We start from the raw sequence: 21,246 nt of genomic DNA on the forward strand, positions 1-21,246 counted from the left end.
GGCATGTCCTGCCTGTGTGCTAAAACGGACAACAGCGCCGGGGCTCCCCGGCACTGTTGCTGTATGGATTAACAGGAGTGTAATCAAACTACACTGATTTTGCACCTGTTCCGTGTTAGCGCGTCTTAATAACCAGACGATTGCTCTGTTTGACCTCTTCCATCACCACATAAGTACGGGTGTCGTTCACGCCTGGCAGACGCAGCAGGGTTTCACCCAGCAGCTTACGGTAGGCGGACATATCAGGCACACGGGTTTTCAACAGGTAGTCAAAATCACCGGAAACCAGATGACACTCTTGAATTTCTTCAAGTTTTTGTACAGCGGCGTTAAATTGCTCAAACACATCTGGTGCACCACGATTCAGAGTAATCTCAACAAATACCAGAAGTGAGGCATCCAGATAATGCGGGTTCAGCAGAGCCGTATAGCCCTGAATAAAACCCTGTCTTTCCAGTCGACGCACACGCTCAAGGCACGGCGTCGGGGAAAGTCCCACACGTTTTGAAAGCTCGACGTTGGAAATACGCCCATCCTTTTGCAATTCATTAAGAATGTTACGATCGATACGGTCGAGATCTTTGCCAGGGCGCTTCTTGCTATCTACCATTATTATTGTCTCTCTGTATTCCTTCCCTACTCCTGCCTGGACCCTGTGCACATCACTGTTCAGAGCCTGTACCCGTTATTCATCACATCGCCTGGTTATGTATTAGACGCGATGTGGATTCGGGTTCTGCGGTAAGAAGACCGTTGCCCGAAAGCAGTCACAGACATCACGTATGGCGTCTGTCCACACCATGCGTAGATTTCACTGACCCGGTAAAAATGGCATTTCCGTGCATGTCTATGCGGCATGCAGTTCGTGCGTCTTTTTTTCTTCCTTGAATGTTTTCGCAAAAGCGCAGGGGATTGTCAAAGCAAAACATCGATTTTTAGTACAAGATGCCGGATATTCATTACGGAGGGGTATTAATCCTCATTTTATTGCCTTATAAACGCGCGGTTTTCAGTAGCAGACGTGATGTGACCGCCTCTGACCCATAGGGCGCGTCTATTGCATATATCGGAAGCAAAACTGCCGTGCTCTTTTTTTACGGCAACAAATTCCCTACAATCCAGCCCATTGCCTGCCAACAACAATGGGGATCTCATGGGCACGACCAAACACAGTAAGCTGCTAATCCTTGGTTCTGGACCTGCGGGATATACCGCAGCGGTCTATGCTGCACGCGCTAACCTGCAACCGGTACTGATTACCGGGATGGAAAAAGGCGGTCAGTTGACCACCACCACGGAAGTGGAAAACTGGCCGGGCGACCCGAACGACCTGACCGGGCCGCTGCTGATGGAGCGCATGCACGAGCATGCCGCCAAATTCGAAACCGAAATCCTGTTCGACCACATTAATAAAGTGGATTTGCAGAATCGTCCGTTCCGCCTGACGGGTGACAGCGGCGAATACACCTGCGATGCGCTGATCATCGCCACCGGCGCCTCTGCCCGCTATCTCGGCCTGCCGTCTGAAGAAGCGTTCAAAGGCCGCGGCGTGTCAGCCTGCGCGACCTGCGACGGTTTCTTCTATCGCAACCAGAAAGTTGCGGTGATCGGCGGCGGCAACACCGCTGTGGAAGAAGCGCTGTATCTGGCAAACATTGCCTCAGAAGTACACCTGATCCACCGTCGCGACACCTTCCGCGCGGAGAAGATCCTGATCAAACGTCTGATGGACAAAGTGGCGAGCGGCAATATTGTGCTGCATACCAACCGTACGCTGGAAGAAGTGACTGGCGATCAGATGGGCGTGGCGGGACTGCGTATCCGTGATACCCAGAACACCGATAACGTCGAATCGCTGGAAGTGGCAGGCCTGTTTGTGGCCATCGGCCACAGCCCGAACACGGCTATCTTCGAAGGTCAGCTGGAGCTGGAGAACGGCTACATCAAAGTGCAGTCTGGCATTCACGGCAACGCCACCCAGACCAGCGTTCCGGGTGTCTTCGCAGCCGGCGACGTAATGGACCATATTTATCGTCAGGCGATCACCTCTGCGGGCACCGGCTGTATGGCCGCGCTGGACGCAGAACGCTATCTGGATGGACTGGCTGAACAAGGTAAATAATCTTTACAAGTCAGTAACAAACGTAAATAAAGGCGGCCACTGGTCGCCTTTATTTTTGCTCGCGTGTAACATGCAGAGGTCTAATTTCTTATAACGTCACCTGCAAAGTACGCAATGGAAAAAACCCGTCAACAAGAATTAACCCGCTGGCTGAAACAGCAAAGCGTTCTGTCCCGCCGCTGGCTTATGATTTCCCGCGTTCTGGGATTTGTCAGCGGTCTGTTGATTGTTGCCCAGGCATGGCTGCTGGCCCGCATTCTCAACCATATGATCATGGAGAACATCCCGCGCGAAGCGCTGCTGTTGCCGTTTATCGTTCTGGTGCTGGTTTTCGTTCTGCGTGCGTGGGTGGTCTGGCTGCGAGAGCGGGTTGGGTTCCATGCCGGGCAGCACATCCGCTATGAGATCCGCCGCAAGGTGCTCGACCGGCTTTCGGAAGCCGGGCCTGCGTGGATCCAGGGCAAGCCGGCCGGTAGCTGGGCGACGCTGATCCTTGAGCAAATCGACGATATGCACGATTACTACGCGCGTTATCTTCCGCAGATGGCGCTGGCGGTGTTTGTGCCTCTGATGATTGTTATCGCCATCTTCCCTGTTAACTGGGTAGCGGCGTTGATCCTGCTGGGCACCGCCCCGCTCATCCCGCTGTTTATGGCGATGGTCGGCATGGGCGCGGCTGATGCTAACCGCCGCAACTTCCTGGCGCTGGGGCGGTTGAGCGGTCATTTCCTGGACCGTCTGCGCGGAATGGAAACCCTGCGGATCTTTGGTCGTGGTGAAGCGGAAACCGAAAACATTCGCCTGGCGTCGCAGGATTTTCGTCAGCGCACCATGGAAGTGTTGCGCATGGCCTTTCTCTCTTCTGGCGTGCTTGAATTTTTCACCTCCCTGTCGATTGCGCTGGTGGCGGTTTACTTTGGCTTCTCCTACCTCGGCGCGCTGGACTTTGGCCACTACGGTACGGCGGTCACGCTCTCCGCCGGGTTCCTGGCGCTGATCCTGGCCCCGGAGTTTTTCCAGCCGCTTCGCGATCTCGGCACCTTTTACCATGCCAAAGCGCAGGCGGTGGGTGCTGCCGACAGCCTGAAAACCTTTATGGAAACGCCGCTGGCGCATCCGGAGCGTGGTGAAGTGACGCTGAATACGAACGATCCGGTGACCATTGAAGCACAGGATTTTTCCGTTCTGTCGCCTGAAGGCAAAGTGCTGGCCGGTCCGCTGAACTTTACCCTGCCTGCCGGGCAACGTGTGGTGCTGGTGGGTACCAGCGGCTCAGGTAAAAGCTCATTGTTGAATGCGCTGTCAGGTTTTATGGCGTACACCGGATCGCTGCGTATCAACAAAACGGAGCTGCGCGAGCTCGATCCTGATGCCTGGCGTAAACAGCTGAGTTGGGTGGGGCAAAACCCTCAGCTGCCAGCTCCGACGCTGCGCGAGAATGTGCTGCTGGCACGCCCGGATGCGCGTGAAGATGAGCTGCAATCGGTCCTCGACCGCGCCTGGGTCAGCGAGTTTCTGCCGCTGCTTGCGCAGGGTGTCGATACCGTCATTGGCGATCAGTCTGCCGGGCTGTCAGTTGGCCAGGCACAGCGCGTCGCGGTCGCCCGTGCGCTGCTGAATCCCTCTTCGCTAATGCTGCTGGACGAACCCGCCGCCAGCCTGGACGCTCACAGCGAGCAGCGCGTGATGGATGCGCTTAACGCAGCCTCACGCCAGCAAACCACCCTGATGGTGACCCACCAGCTGGAAGGTATTGCCGACTGGGATCAGATCTGGGTGATGGAAAACGGACACATTGTTGAGCAAGGCGATTACGCCGCGCTTGTTGCCGCGCAGGGGCCGTTTGCGACCCTGCTGGCGAACCGTCAGGAGGATATCTGATGCGCGCCCTGCTTCCGTATCTTGCACAGTATAAACGCCACAAATGGATGCTGACACTCGGGATCGTGCTGGCGATCGTCACGCTGCTGGCCAGCATCGGCCTGCTAACGCTTTCCGGCTGGTTCCTCTCCGCGTCTGCGGCCGCAGGCTTTGCCGGGCTGTACAGCTTTAACTACATGCTGCCTGCCGCCGGGGTGCGCGGCACGGCGATTACGCGAACTGCCGGGCGCTACTTCGAGCGTCTGGTCAGCCACGACGCGACCTTCCGCGTGCTGCAACACCTGCGTATTTACACCTTCAGCAAACTGCTGCCCCTCTCCCCTGCCGGGCTGGCACGTTTTCGACAGGGCGAATTACTCAACCGCGTGGTCGCGGATGTGGATACGCTGGATCACCTCTATTTGCGCGTCATTTCACCCATGGTGGGCGCGTTTGTGGTGATTGTCGTGGTGACGCTGGGGTTGAGTTTCCTGGATGTTCCCATCGCACTGACGCTCGGCGGCATCATGCTGATGACGCTGATTATTCTGCCGCCCCTGTTTTATCGTGCAGGTAAAACCACCGGGGAAAACCTGACGCGTCTGCGCGGGGAATATCGCCAGCAGCTCACCGCCTGGTTGCAGGGACAGGCCGAGCTTACCCTTTTTGGCGCCAGCAAGCGCTACCGCGCCCGTATGGAAAATACGGAGCTGAACTGGCATGAAGCCCAGCGTCGCCAGTCTGAACTGACCGCGTTCTCCCAGGCGCTGATGATGTTAATTGGTGGGATTGCCGTAATCGCCATGCTCTGGATGGCCTCCGGTGGCGTGGGCGGTAACGCGCAGCCTGGCCCGCTGATTGCGCTGTTTGTTTTCTGTGCCCTGGCAGCCTTTGAAGCCTTAGCCCCGGTCACGGGCGCCTTTCAGCATCTCGGCCAGGTGATTGCCTCTGCGCTGCGCATTACGGATATTGCCGAGCAGGAGCCGGAAGTGAAGTTCAGCGCCGGTCAAACCGCTGTACCGGAGCAGGTCGCGCTGACGCTCAGCAATGTCACTTTCGCCTACGACAAGCAGGCGCAAAACGCGCTGGAAGACATCACCCTTTCTGTTGATGCCGGGCAGCGCATTGCGATCCTTGGCCGTACGGGATGTGGGAAATCGACACTTCTGCAACTTCTCACGCGCGCGTGGGACCCACAGCAGGGCGAGATTCGGTTTAACGACGTTCCGCTGTCTGGTTTTAGCGAAGCGGCCTTGCGTAAAACGGTCAGCGTCGTGCCCCAGCGGGTGCATCTGTTCAGCGCTACGCTGCGCGATAATCTTCTTCTGGCGGCACCAGATGCCTCCGACGATACGCTGCAAGCAATGCTGGAGCAGGTTGGGCTGCACAAGCTGCTTGAAGACGACGGGTTGAACAGCTGGCTGGGTGAAGGGGGTCGACAGCTTTCCGGCGGCGAACTGCGTCGTCTGGCCATTGCGCGTGCGCTGCTGCACGATGCGCCGCTGATGCTGCTGGATGAACCGACAGAAGGACTGGATGCCACGACAGAGAGCCAAATCCTTGATTTACTGGCGAATGTGATGAAAGGTAAAACCGTACTGATGGTCACGCACCGTCTGCGCGGGCTGGTGAATTTCGATCAGATAATTGTGATGGACAACGGACACATAATTGAGCAAGGTAGTCACGCAGAGCTGCTGGCAAAACAGGGTCGCTACTACCAGTTTAAACAGCGCCTGTAGACTATATTTGTAGCGTCCTCTCTCGCGTACTGGAGTTCTGTTGTCATGCGCCTGGTGCAGCTTTCTCGCCATAATATTGCGTTCCCTTCACCGGAGGGGGCGCTGCGTGAACCTAACGGCTTGCTGGCTCTGGGCGGCGATCTCAGCCCGGCACGGCTCTTAATGGCTTACCAGCGCGGCATCTTCCCGTGGTTTTCTCCCGGCGACCCGATCTTATGGTGGTCTCCCGACCCGCGAGCCGTGCTGTGGCCTGGACAGTTTCACCTGAGCCGCAGCATGAAGCGTTTTCATGCAAAATCACCCTTTCGCGTCACGCTCAATCACGCCTTCGGCCAGGTTATCGAAGGCTGCGCTGAAGATCGTCATGAAGGCACCTGGATAACCCGCGATATCATTATCGCCTACCACCAGCTTCATGAACTGGGCTACGCGCACTCTATTGAAGTATGGAAAGAGGATAACCTCGTCGGCGGAATGTACGGCGTGGCACAGGGCACGCTGTTCTGCGGCGAGTCGATGTTCTCCCGCGCCACGAATGCGTCAAAAACCGCGCTGCTGGTGTTTAGCCAGGAATTTGCCCGACGTGGCGGACGGCTGATGGATTGCCAAGTGCTGAATGAGCACACCGCCTCGCTCGGCGCCGTTGAAATCTCCCGCCGACACTATATCGAACACCTTGAACAGTGCCGAAAAGAGACCCTTCCACGCGATTTTTGGGTTCCCAGAACGCTCTTTATGCCCAATGCCTAAATGTTTTCCGCATATTTTTTATGAGGGTGTTATAATTATGCCGCAGAGTAGCTTCTGCCTGTTGCCCCGCCGCCGTTTGGGACCCTCGCTTCAGATAACGTCCTGACGTTTATCCTGTCGTCTCCCCTTTACGAATGCGCTTTCCGTTCGGTTGTACCGTGACGCTTGGGCAATACGCTGAGACTGTTTTGCTGCGTTTTAAACGCGCAATTCTTTACTTAATTGAGGAATTTCGGCATTATCTTGCCGGTTCAAAACTTGGTAGTGATACCCCAGAGGATTAGATGGCCAAAGAAGACAATATTGAAATGCAGGGTACCGTACTTGATACGTTGCCTAATACCATGTTTCGCGTAGAACTGGAAAACGGTCACGTGGTAACTGCGCACATCTCCGGTAAAATGCGCAAAAACTATATCCGCATTTTGACGGGCGACAAAGTGACTGTTGAACTGACCCCGTACGACCTGAGCAAAGGCCGCATTGTCTTCCGTAGTCGCTAATTGTTTTCGCCTGTAATGGCAGATGAATATTTAAAAGGTCGGGACAATCCCGGCCTTTTTTATTTATGGCTTTAGTGTGGCTGTTCAGGAAGAGGTATTTTAGTGCGTTCTGATGCCTTCACCCTGACCCTCTCCCACAGGGAGAGGGAGAAAAGCGGACACAAAAAAGCCGGGTTAAAAACCCGGCTTTTACACTAAAGAAAATCAGTGAGCCGCTTCCGGCTTGTGCTTCGCCGCACTCTGGAAATCGTACGTCAGTTCGTTCTTCGCCTGATCCAGCCCCACCGTTACCTGGCCGCCGTCCACCAGCGAGCCAAACAGCAGCTCGTTTGCCAGCGGTTTCTTCAGGTTGTCCTGAATCACACGCGCCATCGGACGAGCGCCCATCGCACGGTCATAGCCTTTCTCAGCCAGCCAGTTGCGGGCCTCCTGGCTCACTTCCAGCGACACGCCTTTCTGATCCAGCTGGACCTGCAACTCGACGATGAACTTGTCCACCACCTGATGGATCACCTCGGTAGACAGATGATCGAACCAGATAATGTTGTCCAGACGGTTACGGAACTCCGGCGTGAAGATCTTCTTGATCTCTTCCATCGCATCGGTGCTGTTATCCTGGTGGATCAGGCCGATGGATTTACGCTCGGTTTCCCGCACGCCCGCGTTGGTGGTCATCACCAGCACCACGTTGCGGAAATCGGCCTTGCGCCCGTTGTTATCGGTCAGCGTCCCGTTGTCCATCACCTGCAACAGGATGTTGAACACGTCCGGGTGCGCTTTCTCGATTTCATCAAGCAGCAGTACCGCGTGCGGATGCTTGATAACCGCGTCCGTTAGCAGGCCGCCCTGGTCAAAGCCCACGTATCCCGGAGGCGCACCAATCAAACGGCTGACGGTGTGACGCTCCATATACTCGGACATATCAAAGCGCAGCAACTCAATGCCCAGCGCTTTGGAGAGCTGAACCGTCACCTCGGTTTTCCCCACGCCGGTCGGGCCAGCGAACAGGAAGGAACCAACCGGCTTGTGGTCATGCCCCAGGCCAGCACGGGCCATCTTGATCGCTTCGGTTAAAGCCTCAATGGCTTTATCCTGACCAAAGACCAGCATTTTCAGGCGATTGCCGAGGGTGCGCAGCGTATCACGGTCGCTCTGAGAAACGCTCTTCTCAGGAATACGCGCGATGCGGGCCACCACGGACTCGATATCCGCCACGTTCACGGTTTTCTTACGCTTGCTGGCTGGCATCAGGCGCGCACGCGCACCCGCCTCATCAATCACGTCGATCGCTTTATCCGGCAGATGACGATCGTTGATGTATTTCACCGCCAGTTCCACCGCCGCACGTACCGCTTTCGCGGTGTAACGCACGTCGTGGTGCGCTTCGTACTTGGTTTTCAGGCCGTTGATGATCTGCACCGTTTCGTCAACCGACGGCTCGGTAACGTCGATTTTCTGGAAACGACGCGCCAGCGCACGATCCTTCTCAAAGATGTTGCTGAACTCCTGGTACGTCGTGGAGCCCATCACGCGGATCTTACCGCTGGAGAGCAGCGGTTTGATCAGGTTAGCGGCATCCACCTGGCCACCGGAGGCCGCACCTGCACCGATGATGGTGTGGATCTCATCGATAAACAGGATGCTGTTGGTGTCCTGCTCCAGCTGTTTTAACAGCGCTTTGAAACGTTTTTCGAAATCACCGCGGTATTTGGTGCCCGCCAGCAGCGAGCCAATATCCAGCGAGTAGATGGTGCAGTCGGCAATCACTTCCGGCACGTCGCCCTGCACAATGCGCCAGGCCAGCCCTTCGGCAATCGCGGTTTTACCCACGCCAGATTCCCCCACCAGCAGCGGGTTGTTCTTACGGCGGCGGCACAGCACCTGGATGGCACGCTCCAGCTCTTTGTCGCGGCCAATCAGCGGGTCGATACCGCCAACGCGAGCAAGCTGGTTAAGGTTGGTGGTGAAGTTTTCCATACGATCCTCCCCGCCTGCTTGCTCTTCATTGCTGTTGATCTGTCCGCTGGGATCCGATGCCTGGTTAGGCTCGTCTTTTCGCGTTCCGTGAGAGATGAAGTTGACCACGTCGAGCCGGCTGACTTCGTGTTTACGCAGCAGGTAGGCCGCCTGGGACTCCTGCTCGCTGAAGATGGCGACCAGAACATTGGCGCCAGTCACTTCGCTACGTCCGGAAGACTGGACGTGGAAAACCGCGCGCTGCAACACGCGCTGGAAGCTGAGCGTCGGCTGCGTGTCGCGCTCTTCTTCACTGGCTGGCAGCACCGGTGTAGTTTGTTCGATGAAGGCTTCGAGTTCCTGACGTAGCGCCACCAGATCCACGGAGCAGGCTTCCAGCGCTTCGCGGGCAGATGGGTTGCTAAGCAGTGCGAGCAGCAGGTGCTCGACGGTCATAAACTCATGTCGGTGCTCACGCGCTCTGGCGAAAGCCATGTTTAAACTGAGTTCCAGTTCTTGATTGAGCATAGGCACCTCCCCCAATTTTATGCCTTATCAGGCCTTTTCCAGCGTACACAGCAACGGATGCTCGTTCTCCCTTGCATAGTCGTTCACCATCGCTACTTTGGTTTCCGCAACCTCGGCAGTAAAGATGCCGCAGATCGCTTTGCCACGATAATGAACGGTAAGCATCAGTTGCGTTGCACGTTCAACATCATAAGAAAAGAACTTTTGTAGCACGTCAATAACAAATTCCATCGGCGTGTAATCATCGTTCATTAACATAACTTTATACATAGATGGCGGTTTTAGCGCGTCGCGCACTTTATCTTCCGCCAGCTGGTCAAAATCCAGCCAATCGTTGGTCTTACCCATTATGCATAACCACTTTGAATCTACCTCAGATGTTAGATAACAATCATCTATTACTGTCATCCGCGATGTCTGTCACAAACTGTTGCAATAGCGTTAACTGCCTCAAATTTTGGTTGATTATTGTCCCAACTCCAGCGCCAAACGCTTGACGGCTTCTTCCGTTTCTCTAAATTGTACAAGCGTGAGTTGGCGAGGTTTTGAACAGCCCCCACTCCACTACCGGTTCATTCCATCTTAATTTATAAGATTTACGAAGGATGTCGAAGCATGGAAATGGGTACTGTTAAGTGGTTCAACAACGCCAAGGGGTTTGGCTTCATTTGCCCCGAAGGCGGCGGCGAGGATATCTTCGCTCACTATTCCACCATTCAGATGGATGGTTACAGGACGCTCAAAGCCGGGCAGTCCGTCCGGTTCGATGTACACCAGGGGCCAAAAGGCAATCACGCCAGTCTTATCGTGCCCGTTGAAGCAGAAACGGTTGCATAGCTCTCTGATTCATTGTGTACACCCCGCAGGCAAAATGCCAGCCCGATCGGCTGGCATTTTTATTTTCGGGTTATTCCCGCGCCAGCGCATCCACCGGATCCAGCCGCGCGGCGTTTCGTGCCGGCAGCCAGCCAAACAAAATGCCGGTAAAGGTGGAGCACAAAAACGCGGTGAGGATCGCCATCGGTGAGAAGCCAATCTCCCACCCCGGTAAAAAGAGCTGGAGCGCGAAGGCGATCATCATCGAGAGCGCAATCCCCATCGCGCCTCCCACCAGACACACCAGCACCGCTTCAATCAAAAATTGCTGGAGCACATCGCTGGCTCTGGCCCCGACCGCCATGCGAATGCCGATCTCGCGCGTACGTTCGGTCACCGACACCAGCATAATGTTCATCACCCCTATCCCGCCGACGACCAGCGAAATCACCGCCACCAGCGTCAGGAACAGCTGAAGAGTACGTGTGGTCTTTTCGGCCGTTTTCAAGAGGCCGTCCATGTTCCAGGTGAAGAAATCCTTTTTCCCGTGGCGCAACGTTAACAGCCGCTCGAGCTGCTGTTCCGCCAGCGCGCTGTCGTAGCCCTCTTTCACTCGCACGGTAATGGAGTTGAGCCAGGACTGTCCCATAATGCGCCCGGAAATGGTGCTGTACGGCAGCCAGACGCGCAGGATCTTGCTGCTGCCAAACATGGACTGTTTCTCTTCCGCCACACCAATCACCGTGGCGGGCATGTTACCCACCAGGATCACTTCCCCCACCACACGGGTTTTATTGGGGAAAAGCTGTCTGCGCGAGTTAGCGTCTAACACCACCACCTGCGCCCTGCCCGCCAGCTGTTCCGCGTTGAAGGTCGCCCCTTCGCTGAAGGTCATGCCGTAGACGTTGAAGTAATCTCCGCTGACGCCGTTAGCGCTGGCCGCCACGTCGATGTTGCCGTAGCGCAGACGAAGGTTTTGCGACACGGCAGGCGTGGCGGAGTTCACCCACGGCTGCTTCTGAATAGCCGCCAGATCGTCGTATTTCAGCGCCTGCTGATACTGCGGCTCGTCGTCGCCAAAATCTTTGCCGGGGTAAACGTCGATGGTGTTAGTCCCGATGGCGCGAATATCCGCCAGCACCAGCTGTTTCGCCGCATCGCCCACCACCACAATCGACACCACCGAGGCAATACCGATAATGATGCCGAGCATGGTCAGCAGGGTGCGCATTTTGTTGGCCGCCATCGCCAGCCAGGCCATGGTCAGCGCTTCACGAAAGCCGCTGGAGAACTGTCCCCAGCCGGTGGACGCAGGTAAGGCTTCTTTCGGCGCCGCCGCTCTGGACTGACGTGGCGGCGGGTTGCTGACCAGCTCGCCGTCGTGGATCTCAATGATGCGTTCCGCCTGCGCTGCCACCTGCGGATCGTGGGTGACAATAATCACCGTATGCCCCTGATCGCGCAGCTGATGCAGGATCGCCATCACCTCTTCACCGGAATGGCTGTCGAGCGCACCGGTTGGCTCATCAGCGAGGATCACCTGTCCGCCGTTCATCAGCGCACGGGCAATACTCACGCGCTGCTGCTGACCGCCGGAAAGCTGCGAAGGCTGATAATCAACACGCTCCGCCAGCCCAAGACGCGTTAACAGCGCCTTCGCGCGTTCGAGGCGTTTTTTGCGCTCGACGCCCGCATACACCGCCGGCACCTCCACATTCTGCGCCGCGCTCAGGTGTGAAAGCAGATGGTAACGCTGGAAGATAAAGCCAAAATGCTCGCGACGCAGCTTCGCCAGCGCGTCGCCGTCCAGGGTGGAAACATCCGTCCCGGCCACGCGATAGGTGCCGCTGGTGGGCTTATCCAGACAGCCGAGAATGTTCATCAGCGTTGATTTACCCGAGCCCGACGCCCCGACAATCGCCACCATTTCGCCGGCTTCAACGCGCAGGGAGATGCCCTTCAGCACCTCCACCGGCCCGTCGCCGGACGGATAGCTGCGACAAATGTCATTCAGCTCAAGCAGCGCCGTCATTGCGCGGCTCCGGGCAGGCTTTCGCTGGTGACCACTTCCTCACCCTCTTCCAGCCCTTTTACCACCACCACATCGGTGTCGTTACGCGCGCCAATCACCACTTCACGCTCTCGGGTTTCGCCGTTGCGCAGTACTTTCACCTTATAGCGATTGTCCCCGGCGGATTCGCCCAGCGCGGAGAGCGGAACCGTCAGCACGTTTTTCACGCCGGTCAGCTGGATATGCACCTGGGCGGTCATGTCCAGACGCAGCACGCCCTGCGGGTTTGGCACCTCAAAACGCGCGTAGTAGAAGATGGCGTCGTTAACCTTCTCCGGCGTCGGCAGGATATCTTTCAGCACCCCTTCATAGCGGGTTTGCGGATCGCCCAGCACCGTAAACCAGGCTTTCTGCCCCGGCTTAAGGTGAATGACGTCCGCTTCGGATACCTGGGCTTTCACCAGCATGGTGCTCATATCCGCCAGGGTCAGGATGTTCGGCGCCTGCTGCGCGGCGATGACCGTCTGGCCTTGCAGGGTGGTGATCTGCGTCACTTCCCCGGCCATTGGCGCAACGATTTGCGTGTAATCGAGGTTGGTTTTCGCCGTATCCAGCGAGGCCTGATTCCGCTTGATTTGCGCATCGATGGTGCCAATCTGCGCCTGCTTCACCGCCAGCTCCGTGGCGGCGGTGTCCAGATCCTGTTTCGAGATAGCCTGCGTTTTCGCCAGCGCCTGCTGGCGCGTCAGGGTGACCTGAGCGAGATTACGCTCCGCCTCAGCCTGTGCGCGCTGCGCGCGCAGCTCCATCAGCGTCGCTTCCACTTCGCGGATCTGGTTTTGCGCCTGCTCAGGATCGATCACGCCCAGCAGCTGGCCTTTTTTAACCTTATCGCCAATCTCAACTGACAGGGTTTTAAGCTGACCGCTGACCTGCGCGCCCACGTCAACCTTACGCAGGGCATCCAGTTTCCCCGTCGCCAGCACGTTTTGTTGCAGCTCGCCCGGACGAACAATCAGCGTTTGATACTGTGGTACCGGCGCGTTCAGTACCTTCCATAACCAGAATCCGCCCGCTAACACCACTACCGCCAGCAGCAGAAACAGCTTTCTGCGTTTTCCCTTCAGGTTCATAAATATTCCAAATAATTGTTCTGGCTATCATCACCGTTGATTTTATCTAAACCACTCCTCAACGAAACCCCCGATCCCCGTAATCGTCGGGAATTGTTTACCCGATGTTGATAAAGCGCCTGCTGAAATAGCGATATTCCACCAGAAGCAGGATCTAACATGTCTTCCATCGTCGATACACCTTATTCAACGCTGCCCCAGCCTAAATCGGGCTGGCAACTGTTTAAAAGCCTGGCATCGGGTTCCCTCACGCCGGGGCTGGCGTGGCAAAATCCGGCCTATCGACGTAAGTTTATGTTGCGCTCGCTGGCAACGCCGTTCACCACTGCGCGCCTGCTCGGAAACCTTGCAAAACAGCCCCGTCTGATGCAGATCCTGCGCGTGCAGCCCGGCCTGCCGTGCCGCCTGCACCGGCCGTGGCTGACCGTCAATATGGGCCGTCAGAATACGCTGGACGCACTGAACGATCACTATCAGTTGATGAGCCGCCATCTTCCGGCGTCGCTGCTGAACGGCTACCTCTCCAGCCAGGGCATCACGCTGGTGACGTTAACGGGCAAAGAGGAGCAGCAGTTTAGCGTTCGCCTGAGCGCGGATGCGTTTCTGGACAAAGAAGGGGAAGCGACCCTCACTTTTTGCGACCACCAGAACACGGTGCTGGCCGAGCTGACCTTTACGCTGTGCACATACCAGGGCAAGTCAACGCTCTTCATCGGCGGAATGCAGGGGGCGAAAGCGCATGTCCCGCACGAGCACATTCAGCTGGCGACCAAAGCCTGTCACGGACTGTTCCCAAAACGTCTGCTGGTTGAAGCGGTCATGACGCTGGCAGGCGCCTTCCCGGTCGAGCAGATCCTCGCGGTGAGTAACGCCACCCACATCTACCGCAGCTGGCGCTATCGCAAGAAAAAAGAGGGAAAATTGCTGGCTGACTATGACAGCTTCTGGCGCTCCCTTGGCGGACAGCAGCAGGATAACGGCAACTTTGCCCTGCCGCTGACCATGCCACGCAAACCGATGGAAGAGATTGCAAGTAAAAAACGGTCCGAATACCGCCGCCGCTATGCCCTGCTTGATAGCCTGACCCAACAGGTTTCGCAGGCGACTGCACGTTAATCGGCCCTCCCGCGAGCCAGCCAGAGGACGCGGGAGAACATTTTACGCAGCAGCGTGGGCACCGACTCCACGCCTCGCCTGCCCGCTTCCGTCGCGACTTCAATGGCCAAATCCGGTTTTGACGACCGATGGATAGCTTTGGCAATCACCCGACGCATATTCATGGGCACATCGACCGGGATCATCGCCACGCGGTGAAAGACGTCGTCAAATCCCTGGCGGTACATAAAGTGCTCCATGTCCATCGCAGGCAGCGCGGTCAGATGCTCCCGCTCCTCTTCACGATCGTTATTGAGCAGGCTGCGCACGGTCGCCGCATATTTTTTACCCGCCTCATCGCCATCCACCAGCACGTGCCACTCTATCCCCATCCGGCGCGCAAATTTGATCAGCGGTTTTAAGCCAGACTGAGCAAATTCGATCACTTTGATCCCTTCGGCATCAAAGTGGTGTCCGCACTGGCGAGCCAGCTCGTTTATCACCCAGGTTTCCGTTTCCCCTTCCACCAGCAACCAGCAGCGGGCAAACAGGGAAGAGGCACGGTTAAAACGGATATGAAACGCGATCCGTCGGCCATCTTCGGCATTTAACCCGCCGGGCCCGAGCCGGTAGGCGGTTACCCGCGACGATTCACGCACCAGACGGCAGACATACTCCACCGGCGTCAGAGAAAGCAGCTCTCCGGAATTCGTGGTGGTGACTCGCTGCAACGGCAGCAGATTCAGAAGATGCCATGCCACGGAAAGCATAATCGGGTGCAGCCGCGTTTCCGGATCTTCCACCAGCAGCAGCGGGCGCGCGTCCCGATCCAGGCGCACCGTCCCTTTCGCCTGTAAAAGCGTGGAGAATAATCCCAGCAGGATCACCCGATGCGTGCGCCCGCCGGGGCGGTCGATCATGCGGTTGATAATATCGAGATAGCGCCAGCTTCGTTGTTCATCGTGCGAGCGGCGACGCATCAGACGGTGGCGCGCCTGCCCCGTTCCCTGCTCGGAGAAATAGTGCTCCAGCAGTTGCACCATGGCAGACAGGCCCTGACGGATCTGGCCGTCGGTGAGGTTCTGCGGCCGTGAGACCAGTTCACGGGCAAGGAAATCCAGTTCGCGGGCGGTCACCTCCACCTCGGGCATATTCGGCACGGTGCCGTTACGGATCCGCCGCATAAAGCGCGCGTCTCGTAAGCGCAGCACGGGGGAGAGGCGGATAAGATGGCGGGCAAGCTCGTCAATATTATCGAGCGGGATCGGATTTCCCTTCTCATCAAGAAATTCACGCAGGGTTAATACCCCGTCGTTTTGCGCCATTTCGCCCTCAAGGCGATAGAAAATACGCTGGAAACCATCTTCACAGGGCACCCAGCAGGGCGACATAGGGCGAAAACGACGCACGCGATGGCGACCGGGCTCGGATTCGCGGAAGGTCAGAATGATATGCAGGTGTTTCTCGCGTCCGTTGACATCCCCCGGCGGAAACCAGAAGTCATCATGAACGAAGTGGTACAAGTTCTCTTCGGGCGAAAGCAGCAGCGTCAGGGCATCCAGCAGGCTGGATTTACCCCAGGCATTTTCGCCTATCAGGACGTTGTTCTGTTCCAGTTGCAGCGACAGGCGGTTAATCCCGCGAAACCCGACAATCTCCACACGTTCGAGTAGCATACATCCCCCGCAATTCGGCCACTTTTTCCTTCAAGTTATCAGCAGTATAGCGGCAGGCTGTGGGTCACGACAGCAGAATATACGCCCCCTTAATTATTGGGCTATGCTCTTATTACCTCCGATCTGAACAAGGATTGACATCACATTGCCTTAAATCAAATTTAGTGAATTTATTTGAGTGGCGAAGGGATGTTGATGGTTTCAAAATACTGGCTCTTTGAGTCGTCATCCCTTTATGGCGATATAACCCGCGCGCAGGAATGGGCGCGGACGTTTATTATTGAGGTGGTTATGTTCAGAAAATTAGCGGCAGAATGCTTTGGTACATTCTGGCTGGTGTTTGGTGGCTGCGGTAGCGCAGTACTGGCAGCCGCATTTCCGGAATTAGGTATTGGCTTTGTCGGCGTCGCGCTGGCATTCGGTTTAACCGTATTAACCATGGCATTCGCCGTGGGGCATATTTCCGGCGGTCATTTCAACCCGGCCGTCACATTAGGTTTATGGGCGGGCGGACGTTTCCCGGCGAAAGATATTATTGGCTACATTATTGCTCAGGTTATTGGCGGTATTATTGCCGCGGCGGTGCTGTACGTAATTGCCAGCGGAAAAGCCGGGTTTGACGCCGCGGCCAGCGGATTTGCGTCGAACGGCTTCGGCGAACACTCTCCAGGCGGCTACTCGATGCTGTCTGCCATCGTGATTGAAATTGTGCTCACCGCAGGCTTCCTGTTGGTGATCCACGGCGCAACGGACAAATACGCGCCTGCGGGCTTTGCCCCCATCGCTATTGGTCTGGCGTTGACGCTGATCCACCTCATCTCCATTCCGGTGACCAACACCTCCGTTAACCCGGCGCGCAGCACCGCGGTGGCTATTTTCCAGGGCGGCTGGGCGCTTGAACAGCTGTGGCTGTTCTGGGTGATGCCTATTATCGGCGGTATTCTGGGCGGCGTGCTGTATCGCACCCTGCTGGAAAAACGCGATTAATTAAGTGCGGTCTGTAATGTCGGGTGGCGCTAAAGCTTACCCGACCTACGTTAGTGTGCACTTTGTAGGCCGGGTAAGGCGTAGCCGCCACCCGGCTTTTTTTGTAGCTTTACCTCACAGCCATTATTGGGTAGTGTCTCTGGCGCTTAACTGATACTCAAAAGGACCGGCTGTTCATGTTCTCAGGACTCCTCATCATTCTTCTGCCCCTGATTGTGGGCTACCTTATTCCGCTGCGTCATGAATCGGCCTTAAAGCTTATTAATCGTTTTCTCAGCTGGATTGTTTACGTCATTCTGTTCTTTATGGGGATCAGCCTGGCCTTCCTGGATAATCTGGCGACGAACTTGCTTTCCATCCTGCATTATTCTGCGGTTACGGTAGTGGTTATTCTGCTGTGCAATATTGCTGCGCTGTTCTGGCTGGAACGCACTATTCCCTGGAAAAATCACCACCATCAGGAAAAGCTTCCCTCCCGTATTGCGATGGCGCTGGAATCATTAAAACTGTGCGGCGTGGTGGTACTCGGTTTTTTACTGGGTCTGACCGGCTGGGCATTTTTACAGCACGCAACGGAAGCCAGCGAATATACGCTTATTTTCCTGCTCTTCCTGATTGGTATTCAGCTGCGAAATAATGGCATGACGCTGAAACAGATTGTCCTTAACCGCCGGGGCATGATGGTTGCCGTTATCGTTGTGGCCAGCTCACTGGCGGGGGGAGTGATTAACGCCTTTATTCTCGATCTGCCGCTGAAAACCAGCCTGGCGATGGCGTCCGGTTTCGGCTGGTATTCGCTCTCCGGTATTCTGCTGACCGAATCGTTTGGTCCGGTGATCGGCAGCGCCGCCTTCTTTAACGATCTGGCGCGCGAGCTGATAGCCATCATGCTGATCCCCGGCCTGGTACGCCGCAGCCGCTCTACCGCGCTGGGCCTGTGCGGGGCCACCTCAATGGACTTTACCCTGCCGGTATTACAGCGCTCGGGAGGGCTGGAGATGGTTCCTGCCGCCATCGTACACGGTTTTATTCTGAGCCTGCTGGTACCCATTTTGATGGCGTTCTTCTCAGCCTGATACTGCTTTGGCGGTAGTGAACCTGCCGCCAAAATTGCGCTAAATCAATAACCCTCCACTTAGTATAAGAAAGCACTTTTCTCCGTTGTGGCACAGGCATAACCTTAAACATGTATCTCAAATATAACTTTAACAGGTGTGATTATGTTTTGTGTGCAATGTGAACAAACCATCCGTACCCCAGCAGGCAACGGCTGCTCTTACGCGCAGGGTATGTGCGGCAAAACCGCAGAAACGTCCGATCTCCAGGATCTGCTGATTGCGGCGCTGCAAGGCTTGTCCGCCTGGGCCTTCAAAGCCCGTGAATATGGCATTGTTGATCACTATGTCGACAGCTTTGCGCCGCGCGCATTTTTCTCCACGCTGACCAACGTTAACTTCGATTCTCCACGCATTGTGGGCTATGCCCGCGAAGCGATTGCCCTGCGTGAAGCCCTGAAAGCGCAGTGCCTGAATGCCGACGCCAGCGCCCGCGTGGACAACCCGATGGCGGAGCTACAGCTGGTGAGCGACGACCTGGGCGAGCTACAGCGTCAGGCCGCAGAATTTACTCCCAATAAAGACAAAGCGGCGATTGGCGAGAACATCCTCGGCCTGCGCCTGCTGTGCCTGTACGGTCTGAAAGGTGCTGCGGCCTATATGGAGCACGCGCATGTACTCGGCCAGTACGACAACGCTATTTACGCCCAGTACCACAAAATCATGGCCTGGCTGGGCACCTGGCCTTCCGATATGAACGCCCTGCTGGAATGCTCGATGGAAATCGGCCAGATGAACTTCAAAGTGATGAGCATTCTGGATGCCGGTGAAACCAGCACCTATGGCCACCCAACGCCGACGCAGGTCAACGTCAAAGCGACCGAAGGCAAATGCATCCTGATCTCCGGCCATGACCTGAAAGATCTCTACAACCTGCTGAAGCAGACCGAAGGCACCGGCGTTAACGTTTATACCCACGGCGAAATGCTGCCCGCGCACGGTTACCCGGAGCTGCGTAAATTTAAGCATCTGATCGGTAACTACGGCAGCGGCTGGCAGAACCAGCAGGTGGAGTTCGCCCGCTTCCCTGGCCCAATCGTCATGACCTCTAACTGCATCATCGACCCGACCGTCGGTGCGTATGACGACCGTATCTGGACCCGCAGCATCGTCGGCTGGCCGGGCGTGAGCCACCTTGAAGGCGACGATTTTGGTCCGGTTATCGCTCAGGCGCAGCAGATGGCAGGCTTCCCGTACAGCGAAATTCCGCACCTCATCACCGTCGGTTTTGGCCGTGAAACCCTGCTGGGTGCGGCGGATTCCCTGATTGACCTCGTCAGCCGTGAAAAACTGCGTCACATTTTCCTGATCGGCGGCTGTGACGGCGCGCGCGGAGAACGTAACTACTTCACCGATTTCGCCACCCGCGTACCGGAAGACTGTCTGATCCTGACCCTGGCCTGCGGTAAGTACCGTTTCAACAAGCTGGACTTCGGCAACATCGAAGGTCTGCCGCGCCTGGTGGATGCGGGTCAGTGTAACGATGCGTATTCAGCCATCATTCTGGCGGTCACGCTGGCAGAGAAACTGGGCTGCGGCGTGAACGATCTGCCGCTGTCGCTGGTGCTCTCCTGGTTCGAGCAGAAAGCGATCGTTATCCTGTTGACCCTGCTCTCTCTCGGCGTGACCAACATCGTCACCGGGCCGACCGCGCCAGGCTTCCTGACGCCGGACCTGCTGGCCATCCTGAACGAGAAATTTGGTCTGCGTTCTGTGACCAACGTTGAAGATGATATGAAGCAACTGCTGAGCGCGTAAGGAGTAACTCATGACCATGCCAACCTCACAATGTCCGTGGCGGATGCAGGTTCATCACATCCATCAGGAGACGCCGGATGTGTGGACGCTGTCGCTGCTGTGCCATGACTACTACCCGTACCGCGCGGGCCAGTATGCGCTGGTGAGCGTGCGTAATTCGGCGGATACTCTGCGCGCCTACACGATCTCCTCCACGCCGGGCGTGAGCGAATACATTACGCTCACCGTTCGTCGTATTGATGACGGCGCAGGATCCGAGTGGCTGACCCGGGACGTGAAGCGCGGGGATTACATCTGGCTGTCTGATGCGCAGGGCGAGTTTACCTGTGACGACAAGACAGAAGATAAATTCCTGCTGCTGGCGGCGGGCTGTGGCGTGACGCCGATTATGTCGATGCGTCGCTGGCTGGCGAAATACCGACCTCAGGCCGACGTGCAGGTGATTTTCAGCGTTCGTTCCCCGGAAGATGTGATTTTTGCCGAAGAATGGCGCAACTATCCGGTGACGCTGGTGGCTGAGCACAACGCGACGCACGGTTTTGTCGCGGGGCGCCTGAGCCGCGAGCTGCTGCAAAGCGTGCCGGATATTGCGAACCGCATCGTGATGACCTGCGGCCCGGCGCCGTACATGGAGATCGTGGAGAAAGAAGTGAAAGCGCTCGGCGTGACCCGCTTCTTCAAAGAGCAGTTCTTCACGCCTGTAGCGGAAGCGGCGACCAGCGGGATGAAGTTCACGAAGCTGCAACCGGCGCAGACCTTCTTTGGCCGCGTGGGCACCACGCTGCTTGAAGCGCTGGAAAGCAACAACGTACCGGTGGCAGCGGCCTGTCGTGCAGGGGTGTGCGGTTGCTGCAAGACCAAAGTGGTTTCCGGTGAGTACACGGTCACCAGCACCATGACGCTGACCGACGCGGAAATCGCAGAGGGCTATGTGCTGGCATGTTCGTGCCATCCGCAGGGCGATCTTGTGCTCGCATAATCTGTCGTAGTTCACCTGTAGGCCCGGTAAGCGTCAGCGCCACCGGGCTTTTTTGTCCGTGCAGGCCAGCGCATTTGCCTTTGGAAACCCTGTAGGCCCGGTACGCGTCAGTGTATGACCGGATACATAGGTGACAGATCAGACCGGGAACATAGGTAACACTTTTCAGTCTATCCGGAGCACACTCTGGGTTTTTCGGTCGTAGTACGCAAGCG

17 protein-coding genes are annotated in these 21,246 nt (G+C 56.6%); 11 read left to right on the forward strand and 6 right to left on the reverse strand.

Going from position 1 to position 21,246, the window contains the following annotated elements; translation table 11 throughout:
* Window positions 1–115: 115 nt before the first annotated feature.
* Window positions 116–610 carry a leucine-responsive transcriptional regulator Lrp gene (gene lrp / locus ACOTW6_RS07065; protein WP_000228469.1) on the reverse strand — a complete coding sequence of 165 codons (495 nt, stop codon included), beginning with the start codon at window positions 608–610 and terminating at the stop codon, window positions 116–118.
* A 543-nt stretch (window positions 611–1,153) separates the two neighbouring features.
* Between lrp and trxB the strand changes: the two genes are divergently transcribed.
* The 5 genes from trxB (at window position 1,154) to infA (ending at window position 6,977) form a co-directional block, all read left to right on the forward strand.
* Complete coding sequence (gene trxB, locus ACOTW6_RS07070; RefSeq protein WP_047052385.1) at window positions 1,154–2,122, forward strand: thioredoxin-disulfide reductase; 969 nt, start codon at window positions 1,154–1,156, stop codon at window positions 2,120–2,122.
* 114 nt (window positions 2,123–2,236) lie between these two features.
* The gene (gene cydD, locus ACOTW6_RS07075) at window positions 2,237–4,003 is read left to right on the forward strand and encodes a heme ABC transporter permease/ATP-binding protein CydD (protein WP_062932096.1); all 1,767 of its coding nucleotides are present in this window, start codon (window positions 2,237–2,239) and stop codon (window positions 4,001–4,003) included.
* Entirely contained in the window at window positions 4,003–5,724 is a 1,722-nt protein-coding gene (gene cydC, locus ACOTW6_RS07080) for a heme ABC transporter ATP-binding protein/permease CydC (protein WP_062932097.1), read from the forward strand. Before cydD ends, cydC begins: the two co-directional genes overlap by 1 nt.
* A gap of 45 nt (window positions 5,725–5,769) precedes the next feature.
* Entirely contained in the window at window positions 5,770–6,474 is a 705-nt protein-coding gene (aat, locus tag ACOTW6_RS07085) for a leucyl/phenylalanyl-tRNA--protein transferase (protein ID WP_062932098.1), read from the forward strand.
* Window positions 6,475–6,758: 284 nt separating this feature from the next.
* The gene (gene infA / locus ACOTW6_RS07090) at window positions 6,759–6,977 is read left to right on the forward strand and encodes a translation initiation factor IF-1 (RefSeq protein ID WP_002211347.1); all 219 of its coding nucleotides are present in this window, start codon (window positions 6,759–6,761) and stop codon (window positions 6,975–6,977) included.
* A 204-nt stretch (window positions 6,978–7,181) separates the two neighbouring features.
* Here infA and clpA read toward each other — a convergent pair whose 3' ends face one another.
* Both clpA and clpS read right to left on the reverse strand, forming a co-directional pair.
* On the reverse strand, window positions 7,182–9,461 hold the full coding sequence (gene clpA / locus ACOTW6_RS07095) for an ATP-dependent Clp protease ATP-binding subunit ClpA (protein WP_006809407.1): 2,280 nt from the start codon (window positions 9,459–9,461) through the stop codon (window positions 7,182–7,184).
* A 27-nt stretch (window positions 9,462–9,488) separates the two neighbouring features.
* A complete protein-coding gene (clpS, locus tag ACOTW6_RS07100) occupies window positions 9,489–9,809 on the reverse strand; it encodes an ATP-dependent Clp protease adapter ClpS (RefSeq protein WP_006174393.1) in 321 nt (106 codons plus the stop codon).
* 267 nt (window positions 9,810–10,076) lie between these two features.
* Here clpS and cspD point away from each other — a divergent pair, with 267 nt between their 5' ends.
* Window positions 10,077–10,298: a cold shock-like protein CspD gene (gene cspD / locus ACOTW6_RS07105; RefSeq protein ID WP_006809408.1), complete on the forward strand. Its 222-nt coding sequence runs from the start codon at window positions 10,077–10,079 to the stop codon at window positions 10,296–10,298.
* A gap of 70 nt (window positions 10,299–10,368) precedes the next feature.
* Here cspD and macB read toward each other — a convergent pair whose 3' ends face one another.
* Window positions 10,369–12,309, reverse strand: a complete 1,941-nt coding sequence (macB, locus tag ACOTW6_RS07110; RefSeq protein ID WP_421766236.1) for a macrolide ABC transporter ATP-binding protein/permease MacB — start codon at window positions 12,307–12,309, stop codon at window positions 10,369–10,371.
* On the reverse strand, window positions 12,306–13,421 hold the full coding sequence (gene macA, locus ACOTW6_RS07115; protein ID WP_062932100.1) for a macrolide transporter subunit MacA: 1,116 nt from the start codon (window positions 13,419–13,421) through the stop codon (window positions 12,306–12,308). Before macA ends, macB begins: the two co-directional genes overlap by 4 nt.
* Before the next feature lie 159 nt (window positions 13,422–13,580).
* Between macA and ACOTW6_RS07120 the strand changes: the two genes are divergently transcribed.
* Window positions 13,581–14,537, forward strand: a complete 957-nt coding sequence (locus ACOTW6_RS07120) for a VirK/YbjX family protein (protein ID WP_213788589.1) — start codon at window positions 13,581–13,583, stop codon at window positions 14,535–14,537.
* Here ACOTW6_RS07120 and ACOTW6_RS07125 read toward each other — a convergent pair.
* Window positions 14,534–16,192 carry an ATP-dependent endonuclease gene (locus ACOTW6_RS07125; RefSeq protein ID WP_017693708.1) on the reverse strand — a complete coding sequence of 553 codons (1,659 nt, stop codon included), beginning with the start codon at window positions 16,190–16,192 and terminating at the stop codon, window positions 14,534–14,536. The genes ACOTW6_RS07120 and ACOTW6_RS07125 overlap by 4 nt on opposite strands.
* A 291-nt stretch (window positions 16,193–16,483) precedes the next feature.
* Here ACOTW6_RS07125 and aqpZ point away from each other — a divergent pair, with 291 nt between their 5' ends.
* From aqpZ to hcr, 4 genes are all read left to right on the forward strand, one after another.
* Window positions 16,484–17,179 (forward strand): aquaporin Z, encoded by a 696-nt coding sequence (gene aqpZ / locus ACOTW6_RS07130; protein ID WP_026080729.1) that lies wholly within the window; start codon window positions 16,484–16,486, stop codon window positions 17,177–17,179.
* 176 nt (window positions 17,180–17,355) lie between these two features.
* Window positions 17,356–18,255 (forward strand): lysine exporter LysO family protein, encoded by a 900-nt coding sequence (locus ACOTW6_RS07135; RefSeq protein WP_015570988.1) that lies wholly within the window; start codon window positions 17,356–17,358, stop codon window positions 18,253–18,255.
* 144 nt (window positions 18,256–18,399) lie between these two features.
* On the forward strand, window positions 18,400–20,052 hold the full coding sequence (gene hcp / locus ACOTW6_RS07140; protein ID WP_017384847.1) for a hydroxylamine reductase: 1,653 nt from the start codon (window positions 18,400–18,402) through the stop codon (window positions 20,050–20,052).
* 10 nt (window positions 20,053–20,062) lie between these two features.
* On the forward strand, window positions 20,063–21,031 hold the full coding sequence (gene hcr / locus ACOTW6_RS07145; RefSeq protein ID WP_017384848.1) for an NADH oxidoreductase: 969 nt from the start codon (window positions 20,063–20,065) through the stop codon (window positions 21,029–21,031).
* Window positions 21,032–21,246 lie beyond the last annotated feature (215 nt).

It is taken from the genome of Enterobacter cloacae complex sp. IR5403, from assembly GCF_049238705.1.
GTDB lineage: Bacteria > Pseudomonadota > Gammaproteobacteria > Enterobacterales > Enterobacteriaceae > Enterobacter > Enterobacter hormaechei_C.